The organism is Microbacterium sp. NPDC058345 (assembly GCF_042723855.1).
Classification (GTDB): domain Bacteria; phylum Actinomycetota; class Actinomycetes; order Actinomycetales; family Microbacteriaceae; genus Microbacterium.
This window is the reverse complement of the sequence record NZ_JBHXIG010000003.1, coordinates 306,635-327,490: the sequence shown is the minus strand read 5'-3', so window position 1 is coordinate 327,490 and position 20,856 is coordinate 306,635. Positions and strand designations below refer to the sequence as shown.

20 protein-coding genes and 1 tRNA gene are annotated in these 20,856 nt (G+C 70.3%); 12 read left to right on the top strand and 9 right to left on the bottom strand.

The genetic code is table 11. The features are described 5' to 3' along the window. Nucleotides 1-13 precede the first annotated feature (13 nt). The gene (locus tag ACFWH5_RS13210; RefSeq protein ID WP_378835792.1) at nt 14-1,054 is read right to left on the bottom strand and encodes a 4-hydroxy-3-methylbut-2-enyl diphosphate reductase; all 1,041 of its coding nucleotides are present in this window, start codon (nt 1,052-1,054) and stop codon (nt 14-16) included. Between the two features lie 136 nt (nt 1,055-1,190). On the opposite strand from ACFWH5_RS13210, the gene xseA reads away from it, so the two are divergent. From xseA to ACFWH5_RS13180, 6 genes are all read left to right on the top strand, one after another. Next, nucleotides 1,191-2,468: an exodeoxyribonuclease VII large subunit gene (gene xseA / locus ACFWH5_RS13205; protein ID WP_378835232.1), complete on the top strand. Its 1,278-nt coding sequence runs from the start codon at nt 1,191-1,193 to the stop codon at nt 2,466-2,468. A 105-nt stretch (nt 2,469-2,573) separates the two neighbouring features. Continuing rightward, nucleotides 2,574-2,804: an exodeoxyribonuclease VII small subunit gene (locus ACFWH5_RS13200; protein ID WP_378835230.1), complete on the top strand. Its 231-nt coding sequence runs from the start codon at nt 2,574-2,576 to the stop codon at nt 2,802-2,804. After that, the gene (locus ACFWH5_RS13195; protein ID WP_378835229.1) at nt 2,801-3,442 is read left to right on the top strand and encodes a DUF4245 family protein; all 642 of its coding nucleotides are present in this window, start codon (nt 2,801-2,803) and stop codon (nt 3,440-3,442) included. Before ACFWH5_RS13200 ends, ACFWH5_RS13195 begins: the two co-directional genes overlap by 4 nt. Continuing rightward, nucleotides 3,439-4,116, top strand: a complete 678-nt coding sequence (locus ACFWH5_RS13190; RefSeq protein ID WP_378835228.1) for a carbonic anhydrase — start codon at nt 3,439-3,441, stop codon at nt 4,114-4,116. The genes ACFWH5_RS13195 and ACFWH5_RS13190 overlap by 4 nt, the downstream gene beginning before the upstream one ends. Further along, the gene (locus ACFWH5_RS13185; RefSeq protein WP_378835225.1) at nt 4,113-5,534 is read left to right on the top strand and encodes a class II fumarate hydratase; all 1,422 of its coding nucleotides are present in this window, start codon (nt 4,113-4,115) and stop codon (nt 5,532-5,534) included. Before ACFWH5_RS13190 ends, ACFWH5_RS13185 begins: the two co-directional genes overlap by 4 nt. Nucleotides 5,535-5,764: 230 nt before the next feature. Next, nucleotides 5,765-8,071, top strand: coding sequence for a PhoX family protein (locus ACFWH5_RS13180; RefSeq protein ID WP_378835790.1), 2,307 nt, complete (start codon nt 5,765-5,767; stop codon nt 8,069-8,071). Between the two features lie 58 nt (nt 8,072-8,129). On the opposite strand, the gene ACFWH5_RS13175 is transcribed toward ACFWH5_RS13180, so the two are convergent. After that, a complete protein-coding gene (locus ACFWH5_RS13175) occupies nt 8,130-9,494 on the bottom strand; it encodes a PhoH family protein (RefSeq protein ID WP_378835224.1) in 1,365 nt (454 codons plus the stop codon). A gap of 232 nt (nt 9,495-9,726) precedes the next feature. After that, on the bottom strand, nt 9,727-10,509 hold the full coding sequence (locus tag ACFWH5_RS13170) for an isoprenyl transferase (RefSeq protein ID WP_378835222.1): 783 nt from the start codon (nt 10,507-10,509) through the stop codon (nt 9,727-9,729). A 92-nt stretch (nt 10,510-10,601) separates the two neighbouring features. Between ACFWH5_RS13170 and ACFWH5_RS13165 the strand changes: the two genes are divergently transcribed. Together ACFWH5_RS13165 and ACFWH5_RS13160 are read left to right on the top strand one after the other, a co-directional pair. Then, nucleotides 10,602-11,336: a hemolysin III family protein gene (locus ACFWH5_RS13165; RefSeq protein WP_378835221.1), complete on the top strand. Its 735-nt coding sequence runs from the start codon at nt 10,602-10,604 to the stop codon at nt 11,334-11,336. A gap of 121 nt (nt 11,337-11,457) precedes the next feature. After that, the gene (locus ACFWH5_RS13160; RefSeq protein WP_378835219.1) at nt 11,458-11,931 is read left to right on the top strand and encodes an S-ribosylhomocysteine lyase; all 474 of its coding nucleotides are present in this window, start codon (nt 11,458-11,460) and stop codon (nt 11,929-11,931) included. A gap of 35 nt (nt 11,932-11,966) precedes the next feature. On the opposite strand, the gene ACFWH5_RS13155 is transcribed toward ACFWH5_RS13160, so the two are convergent. Beyond that, nucleotides 11,967-12,218 carry a hypothetical protein gene (locus ACFWH5_RS13155; RefSeq protein WP_378835218.1) on the bottom strand — a complete coding sequence of 84 codons (252 nt, stop codon included), beginning with the start codon at nt 12,216-12,218 and terminating at the stop codon, nt 11,967-11,969. Nucleotides 12,219-12,292: 74 nt separating this feature from the next. Between ACFWH5_RS13155 and ACFWH5_RS13150 the strand changes: the two genes are divergently transcribed. Together ACFWH5_RS13150 and greA are read left to right on the top strand one after the other, a co-directional pair. Then, entirely contained in the window at nt 12,293-12,679 is a 387-nt protein-coding gene (locus ACFWH5_RS13150) for a DUF4307 domain-containing protein (protein ID WP_378835217.1), read from the top strand. Between the two features lie 119 nt (nt 12,680-12,798). Beyond that, nucleotides 12,799-13,287, top strand: coding sequence for a transcription elongation factor GreA (gene greA / locus ACFWH5_RS13145; protein WP_378835215.1), 489 nt, complete (start codon nt 12,799-12,801; stop codon nt 13,285-13,287). Between the two features lie 194 nt (nt 13,288-13,481). Here the strand turns inward: greA and ilvA are convergent, their stop codons facing one another. Next, nucleotides 13,482-14,711, bottom strand: coding sequence for a threonine ammonia-lyase (gene ilvA / locus ACFWH5_RS13140; RefSeq protein ID WP_378835214.1), 1,230 nt, complete (start codon nt 14,709-14,711; stop codon nt 13,482-13,484). After that, nucleotides 14,708-15,904, bottom strand: a complete 1,197-nt coding sequence (locus ACFWH5_RS13135) for an AI-2E family transporter (RefSeq protein WP_378835212.1) — start codon at nt 15,902-15,904, stop codon at nt 14,708-14,710. The genes ilvA and ACFWH5_RS13135 overlap by 4 nt, the downstream gene beginning before the upstream one ends. Nucleotides 15,905-15,972: 68 nt before the next feature. Between ACFWH5_RS13135 and ACFWH5_RS13130 the strand changes: the two genes are divergently transcribed. Then, the gene (locus tag ACFWH5_RS13130) at nt 15,973-17,265 is read left to right on the top strand and encodes a winged helix-turn-helix domain-containing protein (RefSeq protein WP_378835211.1); all 1,293 of its coding nucleotides are present in this window, start codon (nt 15,973-15,975) and stop codon (nt 17,263-17,265) included. 78 nt (nt 17,266-17,343) lie between these two features. Here ACFWH5_RS13130 and ACFWH5_RS13125 read toward each other — a convergent pair whose 3' ends face one another. From ACFWH5_RS13125 to ACFWH5_RS13115, 3 genes are all read right to left on the bottom strand, one after another. Beyond that, the gene (locus ACFWH5_RS13125) at nt 17,344-17,910 is read right to left on the bottom strand and encodes a LemA family protein (RefSeq protein WP_378835210.1); all 567 of its coding nucleotides are present in this window, start codon (nt 17,908-17,910) and stop codon (nt 17,344-17,346) included. Nucleotides 17,911-17,979: 69 nt separating this feature from the next. Next, entirely contained in the window at nt 17,980-19,293 is a 1,314-nt protein-coding gene (locus tag ACFWH5_RS13120; protein WP_378835208.1) for a D-arabinono-1,4-lactone oxidase, read from the bottom strand. Continuing rightward, nucleotides 19,290-20,525, bottom strand: coding sequence for an amino acid deaminase/aldolase (locus ACFWH5_RS13115; RefSeq protein ID WP_378835206.1), 1,236 nt, complete (start codon nt 20,523-20,525; stop codon nt 19,290-19,292). Before ACFWH5_RS13115 ends, ACFWH5_RS13120 begins: the two co-directional genes overlap by 4 nt. 96 nt (nt 20,526-20,621) lie before the next feature. On the opposite strand from ACFWH5_RS13115, the gene ACFWH5_RS13110 reads away from it, so the two are divergent. Beyond that, nucleotides 20,622-20,697: transfer RNA gene (locus ACFWH5_RS13110), tRNA-Leu, on the top strand. Nucleotides 20,698-20,856: the final 159 nt, after the last annotated feature.

Genomic DNA, 20,856 nt, shown 5'->3' with positions numbered 1-20,856 from the left:
GGAAGGTGCGTGCTCAGCGGGCGGCGCGACCGCCGAGCGCCCGGCCGTCGCGCTGCCCGTTCGCGTCCTGGCGAAGCTCCTTGGGCAGCGAGAACATCAGGTCCTCTTCGGCGGTGCGCACTTCGTCGACGTCGCCGTATCCCGCTTCGGACAGCGCCTCGAGCACCTCGTCGACGAGCACCTCGGGAACGGACGCTCCGCTGGTGACGCCCACGGTGCGCACCCCGTCGAGCCACTCCTGCCGGATCTCGTCGGCATAGTCGACGCGATACGCCGCCTTCGCGCCGTACTCCAGGGCGACCTCCACCAGGCGAACGCTGTTCGACGAGTTGGCCGAGCCGACGACGATCACCAGGTCGGCATCGGTGGCGACCTTCTTGATCGCCACCTGGCGATTCTGGGTGGCATAGCAGATGTCGTCCGACGGCGGGTTGTGCAGCTCCGGGAAGCGCGTGCGCAGCCGGTTGACCGTCTCCATGGTCTCGTCGACGGAGAGCGTGGTCTGCGACAGCCAGACGACCTTCGACGGATCCTTCACCTGCACGGTGTCGGCCTCGTCGGGCGAGTTCACGACGGTGACGTGCTCGGGCGCCTCTCCCGCGGTGCCCTCGACCTCTTCGTGACCGTCGTGACCGATCAGAAGGATCTCGAAGTCGTCGCGGGCGAAGCGCACGGCCTCGCGATGCACCTTGGTGACGAGCGGGCAGGTCGCGTCGATCGCGTGGAGCCCGCGTTCGGATGCCGCATTCACGACGGCCGGCGAGACGCCGTGTGCGCTGAAGACCACGTGCGCGCCCTCCGGCACCTCATCGACCTCTTCGACGAAGATCGCGCCCTTCGCCTCGAGCTCGGTGACGACGTGGATGTTGTGCACGATCTGCTTGCGCACGTAGACCGGTGCGCCGTAGCGCTCCAGCGCCTTCTCGACGGCCACCACAGCCCGATCGACACCGGCGCAGTATCCGCGCGGGGCCGCCAGCAGCACCCGCTTGGTCCCGCTGACGGGACGGTTCTCCAGGCGCGCACGCTCGACGGCGCGACGGCGCGACGGCACCTGCGGAACGGGAAGCGAGACGGCGGTTGAACTCACCCTTCGAGTCTACCGAGGGGCACCTGGTGAAGGGCCGGGAGCGGCCGCCTCCGGCAGCGCCGCCGCGGTCACGTCGGCCGCACGCGCGACAATGGATGACATGACCGTCTTCGAAGCAGCCGCGGTTCCCGGCGAACCGCCGCCCGCGGATTCCGTCGCGCCTCGCGACTCCCGCCCGGATGCCCCCACCTCGGTGGCGCGGCTGAACGGCACCATCCGCGACTTCATCGCCCGGTGGAACACGGTCTGGGTCGAGGGCGAGATCACCTCGTGGAACGTGCGGGCCGGCAACGTCTTCGCGCGCCTGAAAGACACCCGATCCGATGCGCAGATCTCCATCCGGGTGTGGTCGAGCGTGCGCCCGCGTATTCCGAACGATCTCGCCGTGGGAGACCATGTGGTGGTCGCGGTCAAGGCGGACTATTTCGTCAAGGGCGGCGACTTCAGCTTCGTCGTCTCGGCGATGAAGCACGTCGGCCTGGGCGATCAGCTCGAGCGTCTCGAGAAGCTGCGCGCCCAGCTGCGCCAGGAGGGTCTGTTCGACCCGGCCCGCAAGAAGGCGCTGCCCTTCCTGCCCCACTGCATCGGCCTGATCACGGGCGAGAGGTCCGATGCCGAGAAGGACGTGCACAGAAACGCCGAGCTGCGCTGGCCGCAGGTGCACTTCCGCACCGAGTACGCGGCGGTCCAGGGCGACCGGTGCGTGCCCGAGACCCTGGCCGCGCTCCGACGCCTGGACGACGACCCCGAGGTCGACGTCATCATCATCGCGCGCGGCGGCGGCGACCCTCAGACGCTGCTGGGCTTCAGCGACGAGCGGCTGCTGCGCGCCGTCGCCGCCTGCTCCACTCCGGTGATCAGCGCCATCGGGCATGAGAACGACCACCCGCTGCTCGACGATGTCGCGGATCTGCGCGCGTCAACGCCGACGGACGCCGCCAAGCGGGTCGTCCCCGATGTGGGCGAGCAGCGCGCCGTGATCGCGCAGCTGCGATCGCGGGCGACGGGCCGGCTGACGCAGCGCCTCTCGCACGACATCGCCCAGCTCGAGCAGCTGCGCTCACGACCCGTGCTGCGCTCACCCGATCCGATCATCGACGACCGAGCGCAGGAGGTCTGGCTGCTGGCATCCCGCGGTCGTGACACGGTGCACCGGCGCCTCGACACCGCGCAGCGTGCCACCGCCGAGCTGCGCGCCTCGCTGCGCGCACTCTCACCCGCGGCCACGCTGTCGCGGGGATACGCCATCGCGCACCTCGACGACGGCCGCATCCTGCGCGACGCCGCCGATGCGCCCGCCGGTGCCGGCCTCACCGTGACCGTCGACCGCGGCTCCGTGCGGGCGCGCTCCGAAGGCGAGATCGCCGAGGACGCGTGACCTCCCGCTTCCCGCCGCCGCCACCCCCGTCGCTCTGCCGCCTGTCGCTCTGCGGCGCCAGTCGTCCGGCGAGGAGGCGCACGAGACGCCGGTAGGATGGATGCCGTGACCGCACCGAACGACGTCCCCGTCGAGTCGCTGTCGTTCGAGGCCGCCCGCGACGAGCTCGTGCGCGTCGTCGCCGAACTCGAACAGGGCGCTCCGACGCTCGAGCACTCCCTCGCACTGTGGGAGCGCGGCGAGGCGCTCGCGGCCCGCTGCGAGGAATGGCTGCTCGGCGCGAAGCGCCGGCTGGACGCCGCCCGGGGCGGAGAATCCGCCGAGGACGCGGGATGAGCAGGGAACCGCGGATCGTCGCGGGGCTCGGTCGTCCCGAGACGCCGCAGGAGACCGCGGATCGCAAGGCGGAGTCGAGCCGGGTGTACCGCTCCAGCCAGACGTTCCGCAACCTCATCGCGGCGCTCATCGCGACCGTCGCCGTCGTCGCGGTCATCATCTTCGCGGTTCCGCGCGGCGAGCCCGCCGCGCGACCTCCGATCGACGTGGCCGCCGTCGCCGCCGACGTCGAGACGACGATCGATCGGCCCGTCGTCGTTCCCGAGATCGACGGGTTCTGGCGCGTGAACGCCGCAGGCCTGGAGAACAGCGCCCCTGCGGTGTGGAACGTCACCCTCGCTCCGGCCGCCGAACGCGAACGCGGATTCATCCGCCTCGCCCAGGCCTTCGGCGCCGACGTGACCTGGGCGCCGCAGCTGCTCGGCGGCATGGCGCCGAACGGCACCGAGACGATCGACGGGCTCGAGTGGGACGTGTACGACCTCGGCGAGCGCGGCACCGCCAACGTGTCGTACGCGCTGGGCATCCAGGCCGGCTCCGACTACGTGCTGCTGTACGGCTCGCGGTCACCGGAGTCGACCGCGGAGCTCGCCGCGTCGCTGACCACGCAGATCGAAGAGCTGAAGGAGGCCGAATGAGCGAAGAGCAGCTGCCCACGCCGGACGAGGCGTGGCGACGGATGCAGGAGGGCAATCGACGCTTCGTCGCGTCGACGCCGCAGCATCCGCATCAGGATGTCGATCGCCGCGCCGATCTCACCTCCGGCCAGCGTCCGGTCGCCGCCCTGCTCGGATGCTCCGATTCCCGTCTGGCCGCGGAGATCATCTTCGACCTCGGACTCGGCGACCTGTTCGCGATCCGCAACGCGGGCCAGATGGCGACCGACTCTGCGGTGGCGAGCATCGAATACGCCGTCGCACTGCTCGAGGTGCCGCTGCTGATCGTGCTCGCCCATGACTCCTGCGGCGCGGTGCGGGCCGCGGTCGACAGCACCGCCCTCGACGCCGACCCCCTTCCCCCGCACATCTGGAAGCTCATCGCGCCGATCGTGCCCGCGGCGCGACGCGTGCTGCGTGCGAACGGCGGCACGTCCGTCGCCGACATCGACGCCGAGCTCGTGGGCGTGGAGCACCTGCATGGCACGATCGCCGAGCTGCTGGAGTCGTCCGAGATCATCAACGAGGCCGTCACCTCCGGTCGCCTCGGCATCATCGGCGCCAAGTACCGCCTCGCTGACGGCGTGGCCATCCCGATCGTCCAGGTGGGTCTGTCCGACCCCGACGTCCCGACCCTCGCAAAGGAGCAGCAATGACCGACATCGACCAGCGCAGCGGCGACAACGAGCCGGCGTACCGCATCGAGCACGACACCATGGGCGAGGTGCGCGTGCCCGTGAACGCGCTGTACAGCGCGCAGACGCAGCGCGCGGTGGAGAACTTCCCGATCTCGGGCAAGGGACTGGAGTCGACGCAGATCGCCGCCCTGGCCCGCATCAAGAAGGCAGCCGCGCTGGCGAACAAGGAGCTCGGCACGCTCGACGGCGGCATCGCCGACGCGATCGCGCAGGCCGCGGACGAGGTCGCCTCCGGAAAGCATGACGGTGAGTTCCCGGTCGACACCTACCAGACCGGCTCCGGCACCTCGTCGAACATGAACATGAACGAGGTTCTCGCGAACCTCGCCACCGGCATCCTCGGGTCGAGCGTGCACCCGAACGACCACGTCAACGCCTCGCAGTCGTCGAATGACGTCTTCCCGACGTCGGTGCACATCGCGGTCACGCAGGCGCTGATCGACACCCTCATCCCCTCGCTGGACCACCTCGCCGTGGCGCTGGAGGCCAAGGCGGAGCTGTGGAAGGACGTCGTCAAGTCCGGGCGCACGCATCTGATGGATGCCACGCCGGTGACGCTGGGCCAGGAGTTCGGCGGGTACGCGCGCCAGCTGCGGCTCGGCATCGAGCGCGTGCAGGCGGCACTCCCCCGCGTCGCCGAGGTGCCGCTGGGCGGCACCGCCGTCGGCACCGGCATCAACACCCCGCTCGGCTTCCCGCAGAAGGTCATCGCCCTGCTCGCGGCCGAGACCGAACTGCCGATCACCGAGGCGAAGGACCACTTCGAGGCCCAGGCGAACCGCGACGGCCTCGTCGAGGCGTCCGGCGCGCTGCGCACCATCGCCGTCTCGCTGACGAAGATCAACAACGATCTGCGCTGGATGGGCTCCGGCCCGAACACCGGCCTCGGCGAGCTGCACATTCCCGACCTGCAGCCCGGGTCGTCGATCATGCCGGGCAAGGTCAACCCGGTCATCCCCGAGGCCGTGCTCATGGTCTGCGCCCGCGTGATCGGCAACGACGCGACGGTCGCCTGGGCCGGAGCATCCGGCTCGTTCGAACTGAACGTCGCCATCCCGGTGATGGGCACGGCGCTGCTCGAGTCGATCCGCCTGCTCTCGAACGCGGTGCGCGTGCTGGCCGACAAGACCGTCGACGGCCTCGAGGCGAACGTCGAGCGGGCCGCCGCCTTCGCCGGCATGAGCCCCTCGATCGTCACCCCGCTGAACAAGGTGATCGGCTACGAGGCCGCGGCCAAGATCGCCAAGCACGCGGTCGCCGAGGGCATCACGGTGCGCGACGCCGTGATCGACCTCGGCTACGTCGAGCGCGGCGAGATCACCCTCGAGCAGCTGGATGAGAAGCTCGACCTGCTGTCGATGACGCATCCGGGCTGAGTTTCCCGGCTCCCTCACGTCCCGGTCCGCCGACCGCCCCCCGGGCGTTCGGCGGGCCGGGACGCTTGGTCTGCGGCCACGGTCGCTGTCACGACCGGGGCACGCGACGTTCGCTTCGGATTCACTTCGCCGACACTTCGACTTGCTCTGCTGGGTGACGAGCGCTCTGCTCTCCAACACCCCGTCGAGGAGTCTCTGTGGTCCTGAACATCGGTCGAACGCAACTGCCCATGGCGAGCCACGTGCGCGGCAAGCGCAGCGCCGTCACCTGCCACCTGAAGTGCGCGAACGCGTGCGCGGACGGTGTCTGCAACACGTCGACGAACGGTTACCTGCGCGACATCATCGACGCCCAGCTGTCGCGCCGGTCGATGCTCGGATTCAGCGCCGCCGCGATCGCGGGCGTCGTGCTCGCGCCGGCCCTGTCCGGCGGACAGTCCGCAGCGGCCGCCTCCGGCGTTCCGATGGCTCCCTTGGGCGCCACCGGCGCCTTCGGCTTCACGCCCATCGACCCCGTCGCCTACACGGTCGACAGCGTGGCCGTCCCGCAGGGCTACGACTGGTCGCCGATGATCCGATGGGGCGACCCCCTGTTCGCGGACTCTCCCGCCTTCGACGTCAGGAACCAGACCGCCGAGGCGCAGTCGCGTCAGTTCGGCTACAACGTCGATTACACCGACGTCATCCGGACGTCGCCGACCACGGCGATCCTGTTCGTCAATCACGAGTACACCAACGAGGGCATCATGTTCCCCGCCGAGCAGCTCGCCGGGGACGTCGACCGCGTGCGGCGGGTGGGCCTCAAGGCGCACGGCCTGAGCGTGGTCGACCTGGTCCGCACCGACGAGGCCGCACCCTGGGTGCCCGTCGTCGGCGGTGCCCACAACCGCCGCTTCCTCGACGACACCCCGTACGCGTTCACCGGTCCGGCGGCGGGCTCGCCCCTGCTGCAGACCTCGGCGGATCCCGCCGGCACCACCGCACTCGGCACCTTCGGCAACTGCGCCGGCGGAACGACCCCGTGGGGAACGATCCTCAGCGGTGAGGAGAACTTCAACGGCTACTTCCGTGCATCCGGCACGTCGGCCGCCGATCGGCGATACGGCATGAAGGATGCCGAGACGGCACGCGGTTGGGAGTACGTCGACCCGCGGTTCGACACACGCACGGCGGGCTTCGAGAACGAGGCCAACCGGTTCGGCTGGGTCGTCGAGATCGACCCCTCCGACCCGACATCCGTCCCCCGCAAGCACACCTCCCTCGGCCGGCTCAAGCACGAGGGAGCCAATGTCATCATCGCCTCGAACGGCAAGGCGGTGGCCTACATGGGAGACGACGAGCGCTTCGACTACCTCTACAAGTTCGTCTCGCGGGACGCGCATGTCGAGGGCGACCGTGCGCACAACATGACGCTGCTCGAGAACGGCGACCTGTACGTCGCCCGCTTCACCGGCGACTCCCCCGCCGGCGAGATCGACGGCTCCGGCGCCGTGCCCGCCGACGGAGGCTTCGGCGGCAGCGGGGAATGGCTGCCGCTGGTCGTCGGCGGCGCCTCGGCGGTGGACGGGATGTCGGTCGCCGAGGTGCTCGTCTACACCCGTCTCGCGGCCGACCGGGTCGGCGCCACGAAGATGGACCGTCCCGAGGACGTCGAGCCCAATCCGGTCACTGGTCGGGTCTACGTCGCCTGCACCAACAACACCGATCGCGGCATCGCCGGCAAGACCGGGACCGACGAGGCCAATCCCCGTACGGAGAACCGCGATGGTCACGTCATCGAGATCACCGAGGCCGGAGGGGATCAGACGGCGACGACCTTCGCCTGGACCCTGCTCCTCGTGGCCGGCGACCCGTCGAAGAACTCCTCGACGTACTTCTCCGGGTTCCCGGTGGACCAGGTGTCGCCGATCTCCTGCCCGGACAACCTCGCCTTCGACAGCGCCGGGAACCTCTGGATCTCGACCGACGGCGCTCCCAGCGTCATCGGTTACAACGACGGCCTGTTCCGCGTGACGCTCGAGGGCGCCGAGCGCGGGAAGGTCGAGCAGTTCCTCTCCGTGCCGCGCGAAGCCGAGACCTGCGGTCCGGTGATCCACGACGACGAGCGGCGCGTGTTCGTCTCGGTGCAGCACCCGGGTGAGGACGGCAGCTTCGAGCAGCCGACCTCGTTGTTCCCCGACGCGATGCGTCCCGCTCCGCTGGCGGGCGCCGGCGGAGGGAATCTCGACATCCCGCGTCCGTCCGTCATCCAGGTCTTCCCGGTCGCCGCGCCCGAGCCCACTCCGACTCCGACTCCCACTCCGGTGCCGACCCCCGACCCGACCGGCAGTCCGACGCCTCCCGTCGAGTCCACTCCTCCCGCCGGGGGCATTGGGAGTTCCCCGGGCGGGACCGGATCGTCCGGTGAGCTCGCCACGACCGGCGGCGGCGGCGCGATCGGCGGCCTCCTCGCGGGGGCCGGCCTGCTCGCCGCGGCAGGCGTCGCGCTGTTCCGTCGTCGCACGTCCGGCGAGGGCGTCACCGACATCGAGAGCTGAGCGAGAGGCGAATGCCGCGCGGAACACGTCCGCGCGGCATCCGCCTTTCATTCCCGGGTCAGCTGAGCTCGCCGCCCTCCAGCAGCTCGGTGACCAGGGCGGCAATCGCCGAGCGCTCCGAGCGCGTCAGCGTGACGTGGCCGAACAGCTCGTGCCCCTTCAAGGTCTCGATCACGCTGGCGATGCCGTCGTGCCGGCCCACCCTCAGGTTGTCGCGCTGGCCGACGTCGTGGGTGAGCACGACCCGGGAGTTCTGGCCCATCCGGCTCAGCACCGTGAGCAGCACGTTCCGCTCCAGCGACTGCGCCTCGTCGACGATCACGAACGCGTCGTGCAGCGACCGGCCGCGGATGTGCGTGAGCGGCAGCACCTCCAGCATCCCCCGCTCGAGGACCTCTTCGAGCACGTTCGCCGACACCACCGAGCCCAGCGTGTCGAACACCGCCTGACCCCAGGGGTTCATCTTCTCGCCCTGATCGCCGGGCAGGTAGCCGAGCTCCTGCCCGCCGACGGCGAACAGCGGTCGGAAGACGATGATCTTCTTCTGCTGCTGACGTTCCAGCACCGCTTCGAGCCCCGCGCACAGCGCGAGCGCCGACTTCCCGGTGCCGGCGCGACCGCCGAGTGAGACGATGCCGACGTCGGGATCGAGCAGGAGGTCGATGGCGATGCGCTGCTCGGCGGAACGCCCGTGCAGGCCGAATACCTCACGGTCGCCCCGCACCAGACGGAACTCGCCGTCGCCGGTCACGCGCCCCAAGGCCGAGCCACGCTCGGAGTGGATGATGAGGCCGGTGTTCACCGGGACCCCCCGCACCTCTTCGCTGAGGCCGATCTCGCTGTCGTAGAGGTCGCTCATCTCGTCGCCGGAGAGGTCGAGCGTGGAGATGCCCGTCCAGCCGGAGTCGACCGCCTGTTCGGCGAGGTACTCCTCGGCGGTGAGCCCGAGCGACGCCGCCTTGACGCGCATCGGGAGGTCCTTCGACACGATCGTGACGTCCTGCCCGTCCTGCGCGAGATGCGCGGCCGTGGCGAGAATGCGGGTGTCGTTGTCGCTGAGCCGGATGCCGGCGGGAAGGATCGAGGTGTCGGTGTTGCCGAGCTCGACGCGCAGCGTTCCGCCGTCGCCGACCTCCACGGGGAAGTCCAGACGGCCGTGCTCGATGCGCAGCTCGTCGAGGTGACGCAGCGCCCGGCGGGCGAAGTACCCCAGCTCGGGATCATGTCGCTTCGCCTCCAGCTCGGAGATGACGACGATCGGCAGCACGATGGAATGCTCCGCGAAGCGGAACAGCGCCTGCGGGTCGCTGAGCAGCACCGATGTGTCGAGGACGTAGGTGCGAAGCGCGGTCTCCTCGTTCGTCTCGGCCTGCCGCAAGGCGGCCTGACGGGTGGATGACTGCTGCGCTGTACGTGTGGTCACGATCCACTCCCACCCGGGATGATCCCGGCTCTGCTGCGAGTCGACCTGGGGCCACGAGTCGCTGCCTGCTGGGTCGACCCGATCGGGCACGGTGCCCGATGCCTTGAAGGTACGGCCGCGCGCGCGAAGTGCCGGGAGAGACACGCGGGCGTGTCGCCTTAATTCGAGATGACCTCTCGATGCCGGATGCCGTCGTATCGGCGCCGCGCGCCATGCGGCGCCGGGCAGGACCTCAGCGGCCGAACCGTCGGTCGCGATCGGCGTAGTCGCGGATCGCGCGGAGGAAGTCGACACGGCGCAGGTCGGGCCCGAGAGCCTCGACGAAGTAGAACTCGCTGTGCGCGCTCTGCCACAGCAGGAAATCGCTCAGCCGCTGCTCGCCGCTGGTGCGGATGACGAGGTCGGGGTCCGGCTGCCCGCCGGTGTACAGGTGCTCCCCGATCATCTCCGGCGTGAGCTGCGTGGCGAGGTCCTCGAGCGTGCCGCCCGAGGCGTTGTGCTTCGCGATGATGCTGCGCACGGCGTCGACGATCTCGTTGCGTCCGCCGTAGCCCACGGCGAGGTTGACGTGCAGCCCGTCGTGACCGGCGGTGCGTCCCTGCGCCTCGTCGAGCACCCGCAGCAGCTCGGCGGGCAGGATGTCGGAGCGCCCGACGTGCTGCACCCGCCAGCTGCCGTGCTGCGAGAGCGTGTCGGCGAGCTCGGCGATGATCTCGATGAGGTCGCCGATCTCCTTCGAATCGCGTTTGAGCAGGTTGTCGCTGGAGAGCAGGTACAGCGAGACCACGCGCACGCCGAGCTCGTCGCACCAGTCCAGGAATTCGCGCATCTTGGCGGCGCCCGCCCTATGCCCGTCGGCCGCGGAGTCGTAGCCGAGCTGGCGCGCCCAGCGTCGGTTGCCGTCGATCATCATGGCGACGTGATGCGGCACGGACGCCGGGTCGATCCGCCGGCGCAGCCGGTTGCCATAGAGCCGATAGAGGGGCCCCCGCCCCGAGCTCTCGCGTGCACTCACGTGCCTACGCTACCGCCACGCCCCGTGCTCGCATCCGAGCAGGCACAGGATTTCCACTGTTCGTCGCATGCGGACGGGCCTAGAGTGGCCACGTGAGCACCCGAGCCTCAGGCGATCCCGAAGTTCCCCAGCTCCCCCTGCTCGACGCGGCGGCGACCGACGCGGCCATCGAGATCAGGCCGAGCTGGCGAGGATGGATCCACGCAGGCACATTCCCGGTGGCGATCGTCGCCGGCGTCGTGCTCATCGTGCTCGCCCAGGGTGCGCCGGCGAAATGGGCGGCGGCCGTCTTCATGGCCACGTCGCTGCTGCTGTTCGGGAACTCCGCGCTCTATCACCGGTTCGACTGGAGCCCGAAGGTAAAGGTCGTCCTCAAGCGGATCGACCACGCCAACATCCTGCTGCTGATCGCCGGCACCTACACCCCGATCGCGACCCTCGCGCTCGAACCGCAGAAGGGCACGCTGCTGCTCTGCCTGGTGTGGGGCGGTGCGGTCCTCGGCATCCTGTTCCGCGTGTTCTGGATCGACGCGCCGCGCTGGCTGTATGTCGCTCTGTACCTCGTGCTCGGCTGGGCCGCGGTGATGTACATGGGCGATCTCCTCGTCGCGAGCGTCGAGATGATGGTGCTGGTGTGCGTCGGGGGCCTGCTGTACACGGTGGGCGCGGTCATCTACGCCATGAAGCGACCCAACCCGTGGCCGGGGCACTTCGGCTTCCATGAGATCTTCCACGTCTGCACGGTGCTGGCCTTCCTGTGCCACTGGACCGCCTGCCTGCTGATCTCGCTCGCGCCGCATGCGCCGTCGCTGGGCGTCGCCGGCTGATCGCGGCGACACCGGCTGATCGCTGCGTGCTCGCGGCGTCGCCCGGGGTAGCACAGCGTCATCCCGGCGCAGGCATCGCCGCGTCCGTGGCATCCTGACAGGAGGAGATCTGGAGGTTCCCATGGCCGATGTCGAAAGCTTCACCCTCGACCACACCGCCGTCACCGCGCCCTACGTGCGCCTGATCGCCGTCGAGCACGGTCCGAGGGGCGACGCCATCTCGAACTTCGATGTGCGCTTCGTGCAGCCCAACGCGGGCGAGATCCCCACCGCGGGGCTGCACACCATCGAGCACACGCTCGCCAGCGCCCTGCGCGACCGGATCGACGGCGTGATCGACATCTCGCCGTTCGGCTGCCGCACCGGATTCCACCTGATCATGTGGGGCGAACCCTCCGTCGCCGACGTCGCCGACGCCATCCGCGGCGGCCTCGAGTTCATCGCCGGTCCCGCGGAGTGGAGCGACGTGCCCGGCGTCTCGGCCGTCGAATGCGGGAACTACCGCGACCACAGCCTGCACAGCGCGAAGGAGTGGTCACAGCGGATCCTGGAGCAGGGCCTCAGCCTCGACGCATTCCAGCGCGTCGGGGTCTGACCGATCCCGTCGAAGGCGCCGGTGCCGGAGCGGTGTCAGTCCTTGGCGTCCGCGTCGGGCTCGGGAGTCTCTCCCCGCGCGGCCGCCTCTTCGGCGTCCAGCTCCTCGCGCACCTCGGCCCGGTAGCGCACTCGACGGATGCGGCGGTTCATGTCCCAGATCAGAAGCGCGACGACGATCACGATCAGCGCGATCATCGCGAAGCCGGCGAAGCCGGGCGTCACGGACTCCGGATCCACCGTCATCGACGGCGTGGGAACCGGGGTGTTCTCGCCGAGCAGGAGCATGCGTCCGCCTTTCCTCCGCAGGCCGGATAACCTGGGAACACCAGCCTATCCGCCGTCCGCAGAGCAGGAGACCCGTGACCACCGCACGCGAGCTCGACGAGCGCTACGGTCGCACCGCGAAGCGCCGGCTGCCCTGGATCGTCGCCGGCGCCCTGGCGGTCGCCGCGATCATCGCGCTCGGATGGGTGACGGTCGCGACCTCGATGAACGCCGTGGATGCCGATGACCTCGGCTTCGAGATCGTCGACGAGCACAGCGTGACGCTGCACTTCCAGTTCACCGCGCCACGCGGCGCGGACGTCGTCTGCGCGGTGGAGGCGCAGGACGAGGAGTTCGGGGTCGTCGGGTGGAAGATCGTCGAGATCCCGGGAAGCGAGGAGCACTCGCAGGCGCTCAGCGTGCGCATCCCGACGGTCGCGCTGGCGACCACGGGTTTGGTGAAGACCTGCTGGGTCGCTTAGACTCATCGGCAAGAGACCTGCGCCCCGGCCCGAGCCGGGGCGTTTGGCATATCGCCAGGGCGCACATCGCGCCCGATCCTCACAAGCCCCTGAAGGGGCCGCTACGTAAGGAGCACGCTGTGACCACAGACGCTCAGGTACCTTTCCTCACGCAGGAGGCCTACGACCGGCTCGCCGAAGAGCTCGAACACCTCTCGACCGTCGGTCGGGAGGAGATCGCGGCGCGCATCGAAGCGGCGCGCGAGGAGGGTGACCTCAAGGAGAACGGCGGCTATCACGCCGCGAAGGACGAGCAGGGTAAGCAGGAGGCACGCATCCGCACCCTGCAGCAGCTGCTGAAGACGGCGAAGGTCGGCGAGGCGCCGACCAGCCGCGGCATCGTCGAGCCCGGCACGGTGGTCACCGCGATCGTCGCCGGCGACGAGGAGGTCTTCCTGCTCGGCAGCCGCGAGATCGCAGCCAGCGGCGACCTCGACGTGTACAGCGAGGCGAGCCCGCTGGGCAAGGCCATCCTCGGTCTGAAGATCGGCGAGAAGACCACATACGAGGCCCCGAACGGCCGGGCGATCCCCGTCGAGATCACCGGCGTCGAGACCTACACCGGCTGATTCCCGCGACCTACTCCGGTGAGCCCGCCGCGCGGTGTGGCTCGGGCGCCGGACCGGTCGACGCAGAAGGCGGGATGCTCCCCTGAGGAGCATCCCGCCTTCGTCGGTCCGGGCGAAGGAGGCGGCAGTGCCATGGGGCCACGCGCGCGGAGGCTGCGCGCAGCGGAAGCGATGCGTGGAGCGGGCGCCGAGATTCAGTCCGGTACGACGACCGGCTCGTAACCGGCGGCGCGCAGCGTGTCGAGGGTGAGCTCGGTGTGCTCGGGCCCGCGCGTCTCGATCGACAGCTGCAGGATCATGTCGCTGATCTGCAGCCCGTGCCCGTGCCTGGTGTGCAGCACCTCCAGCACGTTCGCACCGGCGTGTGCGACGAGCTCCGACACCCTCGCCAGCTGGCCGGGGCGGTCGGGAAGCGGGATGCGCACGGTGGCGTAGCGACCGGATGCGGCGAGTCCATGCGCGACGACCCGCTGCAGCAGCATCGGGTCGATGTTGCCGCCCGAGAGGATCGACACCGTCTTGCCCGTGTCCTGCACTTTGCCGGCGAGGATCGCGGCGACGCCGACGGCGCCGGCCGGCTCGACGACCACCTTGGCGTGCTCGAGCAGCACCAGCAGCGCGCGGGCGATGTCGTCCTCGGAGACGGTGACGACCTCGTCCACGAACTCGCGGACGATCTCGAAGGGCACATCGCCGGGGCGTGCCACCAGGATGCCGTCGGCGATCGTCGGGTGCGTCTGGATCTCGACGGGGCGTCCGGCATCGAGCGAGAGCGGCATCGCGGCGGCGTTCTCCGCCTGCACGCCGATCACCCGCACGGTGCGCCCGGCCGCGGCGGCGGCCTGCTTGAGGGCCGCCGCCACGCCCGCGATGAGTCCGCCGCCGCCGATGCCCATGATGACCGTGTCGACGTCGGGCACGTCGTCGAAGATCTCGAGCCCGAGCGTGCCCTGCCCGATCACCACGTCGCGGTGATCGAACGGGTGGATCATGACCGCTCCGGTGCGCTCGGCGAACTCCGCCGCCAGCCGGAGGGATGTGGCCACCGTCTCGCCCTCCAGCACCACCTCGGCGCCGTAGCCCCGGGTGGCGAGCAGCTTCGGCACGGGGACGCCCAGCGGCATGAAGATCGTGGCCGGGATGCCCAGCGCCTGGGCGGCCAGCGCGACGCCCTGGGCGTGATTGCCCGCCGACGCGGCGACGACGCCTCGGGTACGCTCCTCGGCGGTCAGCTGCGCGAGCCGGTACGCGGCGCCCCGGATCTTGAACGATCCGGTGCGCTGCAGGTTCTCCAGCTTGAGCACCACGGGCGATCCCAGCACGTCGCCGAGCGCGCGGGAGAGCTCGGCCGGCGTGTGCGAGATCACTCCGTCGAGGCTCTCCGCGGCGGCGGTGAACTCGGCCAGGCTGGGGACTGCGGTCATCGATTCCTCCTCTGCCGCGGACGCGGCACCGTGCTCCAGATGAGATCCGCGCGGGGCTCTTCACCGGTGCGCCACGCGCCGGTGCTGATGGTCACCGCCGCGACGTTGACGAAAGCCGCCAGAGGCACCGCGAACAGCGCGCCGGGGATGCCGGCGATCATCGCACCGCCTGCCACGACCAGCACCACGGCGAGCGGGTGCACCTTGACGGCGGAGCCCATCAGGATCGGCTGCAGGATGTGCCCCTCGAGCTGCTGCACCAGCAGCACGACGCCGAGCATCGCCACGCCGATCCAGACACCGTTGTAGACCAGCGCCAGGAAGACGGCGACCGCACCGGTGATCACCGCTCCGACGATCGGGATGAAGGAGCCGAGGAACACCAGCACCGCGACCGGTATCGCCATGGGAACGCCCAGCAGGGCCGCGCCGACCCCGATGCCGACGGCGTCGATGCCGGCGACGAACAGCTGGGTGCGGGCGTAGTCGATCACGGTCGCCCAGCCGTTGCGGGCCGCGGCGTCGACGGCGGGTCGGGAACGGCGCGGGAACAGCTTCACGGTCCAGCGCCAGATGCCCGCACCGTCGGCGAGCAGCGAGATCAGGATGAAGAGGGCGAGAAGCGTCCCGGTGACGATGTGCGCCGCGGTGCCGGTCACGGCACCGGCGGCGTTCCACAGCAGCGAGGCCTGCTCGCCGATCAGATCGATGCCCTGCTGGATGTACCCGTCTATCTGCGCGGCGGTGAGATGCAGCGGTCCTTCCAGAAGGAACTCGCGCAGCTGCCCGATCGCGTCCTGCGTCTTGGCCTGCACATCCGGCAGCTGCGCTCGCACCTGCCAGACGACCAGCCACACCAGGCCGGTCACGACGCCGAGCGTGCCGATCACGGTGGCGGTGATCGCGAGCCAGCGCGGGAAGTGTGCGCGCAGCATCAGCTGGAACACCGGCCACAGCAGCGCGGTGACGAGGATGCCGACCAGCAGCGGGATGACCAGCAGCTTGAGCAGCATCACCAGCCAGATGAACAGCGCGATCACGGCGGCGATCACCAGCAGACGCCAGGAGAACGCGGCTGTCACCCTGAGAGGCATCGGCACCGCCTCGTCGGCGTCGCTCGTCACCGTACGGTGCGTGGACGGCGGATCGTAGCGGAACGGATTCCGGAACCTCGGTCGTCGCTCGTCGCTCATTGTGCCATGATACGGGCGTCTTCCCGGCGGCCCGGTCACATGTCGGGGGTCACGGATACGCTGTCCGCGTGGCCCGCATCCGATCGACCTCCGCCGTCCCCACGCTCAGCGCCGCCGAGGCGCGTCGCATGACGCTCGCCAGCCAGGGGTTCTCGCGCCGGCTGCCGGATGCGGTCGTCTCCCGGCACCTGCACCGCGCGATGGAGCGGCTCGGCGTGCTGCAGATCGATTCGGTCAACGTCTTCGCCCGATCGCACTACATGCCGATGTTCTCGCGTCTGGGCGTCTACGACCCTGCCCTGCTGGACCGGCTGTTCCTCTCACGCACCACCCACTACGTGGAGTACCTCGCGCACGAGGCCGCGTTCATGCCGGTGGCGGATTGGGCGCTGTGGCGCTTCCGCATGGACGACTGGCGGCGGCGCGCCGCGGATCCGTCCCGGTGGATGCACGCGCACACGCGCACGCTCGACTGGGTACGGGCCGAGCTGCGCGATCGCGGGCCGCTGCGTCCCGCCGACCTGCGCGACGACGCGCCCCGCGAGCGCGGCTCGTGGTGGGACTGGGATGAGGCGAAGCTCGCCCTGGAGCATCTCTGGCGCTGCGGGGAGGTGGCGATCGCTGGCCGGGTGGGGTTCGAGCGCCGGTACGGTCTCGCCGAGCAGATCGTGCCGGCTGACGTGCGGGAGCAGCGCATCGAACGCGCCGATGCCGTGCGCGAACTGGTGCGCAGAGCCGCGCGCTCCTACGGCGTCGCGACCGCATCCGATCTCAACGACTACTACCGACTGCGCGACCTCGCCGCCGTACGTTCGGCCGTGGACGATCTCGTCGACGCCGGAGAGCTCGAGCCGGTGACGGTGCGCGGCTGGGAGCGCGGCGGACGGCCGGTGGCGGCGTGGCGCCACACGGCGGCGTCTCTGCCCCGGCGCATCGATCGTGCGGCCCTGCTGACGCCCTTCGACCCGGTGGTGTGGTTCCGCGATCGCGCCCTCCGGGTGTTCGACCTCGACTACCGCATCGAGATCTACGTGCCTGCGGAGAAGCGCCGCTACGGCTATTACTCGCTGCCCGTGCTCGTCGGCGATCGGATCGTCGCACGTGTCGACCTGAAGGCCGACCGCGCCGGGTCGGTGCTGCGCGTGCAGTCGGCCTGGTGGGAGCCGCAGGCACGACCGGGCGATGCGGAGGCCGTCGCCGGAGAACTCGCTCGCGCGGCCGCCTGGCAGGGCCTGGAGCGCATCAGCGTGTCGGGCTGGGGCGATGCGGCGGAGGCCGTCGCCCGGGCGGCGCAGAGTCGGCACGACGGCGTGGAACGCCACCGGCATCCGCGGGAGACACCCCTGGCCACCGCCCGCTGAGCGCACGCCGCCCGGTACCGGGAGCTGCCCGCGCCTGCGGCGGCGCCTCCCGCGTGGGCGGCGGTGTTCCCGGCGGCGTCAGAACTGCACGCGCGGCGGCTCGGAGATCGCGCCGTCGTCGGCGACCTCGAAGAACTCCCGCTCCGTGAAGCCCAGACCTCGGGCGAAGAGGTTGTTCGGGAACACCTTGATCTTGGTGTTCATCTCGCGGACGCCGCCGTTGTAGAACCGGCGCGCGGCCTGGATCTTGTCCTCGGTGTCGACCAGCGAATGCTGCAGCTGCAGGAAGTTCTGGCTGGCCTGCAGCTGCGGGTAAGCCTCGGCGACGGCGAACAGACTGCGCAGCGCCTGCTGCAGGTGTCCCTCGGCGACACCGGCCTCGGCGGGTCCCGTTGCCGAAAGGGTCTCCGCGCGTGCACGCGTGACACCCTCGAAGACCGCCTTCTCATGGGAAGCGTAGCCGCGCACCGTCTCGATGAGGTTGGGGATCAGATCGGCTCTGCGCTTGAGCTGCACGGTGATTCCGCTCCACGCCTCATCGACGCGGACGTTCAGCTGCACCAGCGAGTTGTAGGTCGCCCAAAGGTAGATACCGGCGATCACGAGCACACCGACGACGATCAGTACCGGCCAGAGCCATTCCATTCGTGCCCCCTCTTGAATCGGAACCCATCCTACGTCGCGCACACTGCGCAACCGCTGGACGACGACCGCTCATGCGCCCAGGACGCGCTCCAGATAGCGGTTGCCGAAGAGGCGCCCTGGGTCGAGACGATCCCTCAGCGAGACGAAGTCGTGGAACCGCGGGTACCGGTCGCGCAGCTGCGCGTCGTCGAGGGAGTGCAGCTTTCCCCAGTGCGGCCGCCCGCCGGCGTCGAGCAGGATCTGCTCGACCGCGTCGAAGTACGCTCGCGGATCGACCCGCCAGTACCGGTGCACGGCGATGTACGCGCTGTCCCGCCCCGAGGCCGTCGAGAGCCACAGGTCGTCGGCGGCGGCGAAGCGCACCTCGATCGGGAACTCGATGCGCCAGCGGCGTTCCTCGATGAGGCGGCGGATCGCCTGGAAGGCGGGCACGACGTTCGCGGCCGGGATGGCGTACTCCATCTCGCGGAACCGCACCGCGCGGTCGTGGATGAGCACCCGGTGGGAGCGGTCGGTGTACTCGGCGTCGCCGGTGAGCCTCACCGCGAGGCGGTTGAACGGCGGGATCATCGCCGGCGCGAAGCGGCTGGTCGCGCAGAAGATCCCGAACACGCCGTTGGCGAGCAGCGTCTCGTCGACCCATCGCCGCAGCGGAGGACGCGGATGCCGCCGGGCGGACTCCGGGAGCCGGGTCTGCGTCTTCATCAGAGCCACGTCGGTGTGCGGATGCCAGTAGAACTCGAGGTGGTCGGCCTCGGCCGCGCGGTCGTGCAGCGTCTCCAGCGCGTCGTCCAGCGGCACGGGAGCGTCGACGGCGTGCAGCTGGAAGGCCGGCACGCACTGCAGCGTGACGTCGACGATGATGCCGAGGGCGCCGAGGCCGACGATCGCCCCGGGAAGCATCTCGGCATTGTGCTCGGCGTCGATGCGCAGGAACTCGCCGTCCGCCGTCACCAGCGTGAGACCGCGCACCTGCGTGGCGATGACGCCGAACCGCGCCCCGGTGCCATGGGTGCCGGTCGACACCGCGCCGGCGATCGACTGTCTGTCGATGTCGCCGAGGTTCTGCATGGCGAGGCCGTAGGGCGCGAGCAGCTTGGGGATGCGATGCAGCCGGGTGCCGCCGAGCAGCGTGACCAGTCCGCTGGCGGCATCCGCCGAGACGAGGCCCTGCAGATCGTCGAGTTCGAGGAGAACACCCGGTGCGACGGCGATGCCCGTGAAACTGTGGCTGCCGCCGACGGCCTTGATCGTGAGGCCCTGAGCGAGGGCGGCCTTGACGGCGCGCTGAACGCCCTCGGGTGATCGAGGGCGCTCGACGCGCACCGGGCGCACGGAGGCCGAGCGTCCCCAGTTCTGCCAGGCCTCCCCCGGTCGTGTCATAGGAACGCCTTCCCCTCGCCGCGGTAGGTGGGCAGCTCGTCGACGACCGTTCCGTCGACGATCAGATGGTAGCTCTCGACGCGCTCGGCCGGCTCGCCGCTCTTCGCGTGACGGAACCACACCCGATCCCCGATCCGCAGGTCGCGTGCCGCGCGGCCCTGCAGCGGCGTCTGCACTTCGCCTGCCGCCTCCCGCGGCAGAGTGCGCAGTCCCTGCGGCCAGGCCGGACTCGGCTGACGTGACGCCACGGGAGGACCAGAGGCGATCCAGCCGCCGCCCAGCACCGTGGCGATGTCGTCGGCCGGACGACGGACGACGTCGAAGGCGAACGCCGACGCGGGTGCGGGCCGGAAGGCACGGTACCCGTCGAACAGGTGCCCGGCGAGCAGGCCGCTGCCCGCCGTCGCCTCGGTGACCGACTGATCGCTGCCGGTGAACTCGAGCGATCCGGTGCCGCCGCCGTTGATGAACTCGAGCGGTGCGACGTCGAGCATCGCCTCGGCGATCTGCGCACGACGGACCCGCAGCTCGTCGCGCGATCGCGCCTGCACCATGCGGATCAGGGGCGCATCGACGCCCGCGGCGTCTCCCTGACCGGCGATCTGCGCCTCGTAGAGCTGCAGCCCCGTCAATCGGAAGCCGGGCCGGGCGACGACCTGCCGTGCGAATCCGGCGACGTCGGATGCGGTGAAAAGCGGCGAGCGTCGCACGCCGATGTGACCGAGCGTTGCCGAGCGCAGTGAGGCGTCGACGTCGATCGCCACGCGCACCTCGGGTCGCGTGCGCGGCGCGGCGAGGCTGTCGATGAGGTCGAGATGGGCGACGTCGTCGATCATCAGCGTGATGCGCGAGGCGAGTTCCTCGTCGGCGAGCATCCGCTCGAGTCCGGCGCGATCCACCGTGGGGTAGCCGAGCACGATGTCGTCGTGGTCCTCGGCGAGCCAGAGCGCCTCGGCGAGGGTGAAGGCGAGGATGCCGCGGAAGCCCGGTATCGCCAGCACGGCGTCGAGCACGCCGCGCACGCGGATCGACTTGGTCGCGACGCGGATCGGCACGCCGCCGGAGCGCACCAGCAGGTCGAGCGCGTTGTGCCGCAGGGCGTCGCGTTGGATCACCGCGACGGGAGCGGGCAGGTGCGCGGTGGCCTCGGTGAGCGAACGCCACCAGGAGCGAGGCTCGCACCACGGCTCACGCGCTGCGGCGGGGCTCAGGTCGGCGGTGAGGTCGAGCACTCCCCCACCCTACGACCTCGGGGACGCGGATTCATCACCGGCGGAACCGCGTCGCAGCCCGGCGCTGGGCGCACGCCGCGGATAGGCTGACTGCGGGCCCCCATAGCCCAACGGCAGAGGCAGGCGTCTTAAACACGCCCAAGTGTCGGTTCGAATCCGACTGGGGGCACCAGACCGCAGCACGCTCGGGGCCACGCCGGCCGAGGCTCCGCGCGACGCGAAGCGGCGGGCGGAGAGCCGGTGGGGCGGGTTCGAATCCCGGTGGGGGCACACGAGGGGGCCACGCCGGCCGCAGTCCGACCTCGCGCCCGGTTCACGCGGGCACGGGCGA

Coding starts and splice junctions, on each gene's coding strand:
- xseA (WP_378835232.1), top strand. CDS start 1,191: ATGACCGTCTTCGAAGCAGCCGCGGTTCCCGGCGAACCGCCGCCCGCG.
- ACFWH5_RS13195 (WP_378835229.1), top strand. CDS start 2,801: ATGAGCAGGGAACCGCGGATCGTCGCGGGGCTCGGTCGTCCCGAGACG.
- ACFWH5_RS13190 (WP_378835228.1), top strand. CDS start 3,439: ATGAGCGAAGAGCAGCTGCCCACGCCGGACGAGGCGTGGCGACGGATG.
- ACFWH5_RS13185 (WP_378835225.1), top strand. CDS start 4,113: ATGACCGACATCGACCAGCGCAGCGGCGACAACGAGCCGGCGTACCGC.
- ACFWH5_RS13180 (WP_378835790.1), top strand. CDS start 5,765: ATGGCGAGCCACGTGCGCGGCAAGCGCAGCGCCGTCACCTGCCACCTG.
- ACFWH5_RS13160 (WP_378835219.1), top strand. CDS start 11,458: ATGGCCGATGTCGAAAGCTTCACCCTCGACCACACCGCCGTCACCGCG.
- ACFWH5_RS13155 (WP_378835218.1), bottom strand. CDS start 12,218: ATGCTCCTGCTCGGCGAGAACACCCCGGTTCCCACGCCGTCGATGACG.
- ilvA (WP_378835214.1), bottom strand. CDS start 14,711: ATGACCGCAGTCCCCAGCCTGGCCGAGTTCACCGCCGCCGCGGAGAGC.
- ACFWH5_RS13135 (WP_378835212.1), bottom strand. CDS start 15,904: ATGAGCGACGAGCGACGACCGAGGTTCCGGAATCCGTTCCGCTACGAT.
- ACFWH5_RS13125 (WP_378835210.1), bottom strand. CDS start 17,910: ATGGAATGGCTCTGGCCGGTACTGATCGTCGTCGGTGTGCTCGTGATC.
- ACFWH5_RS13120 (WP_378835208.1), bottom strand. CDS start 19,293: ATGACACGACCGGGGGAGGCCTGGCAGAACTGGGGACGCTCGGCCTCC.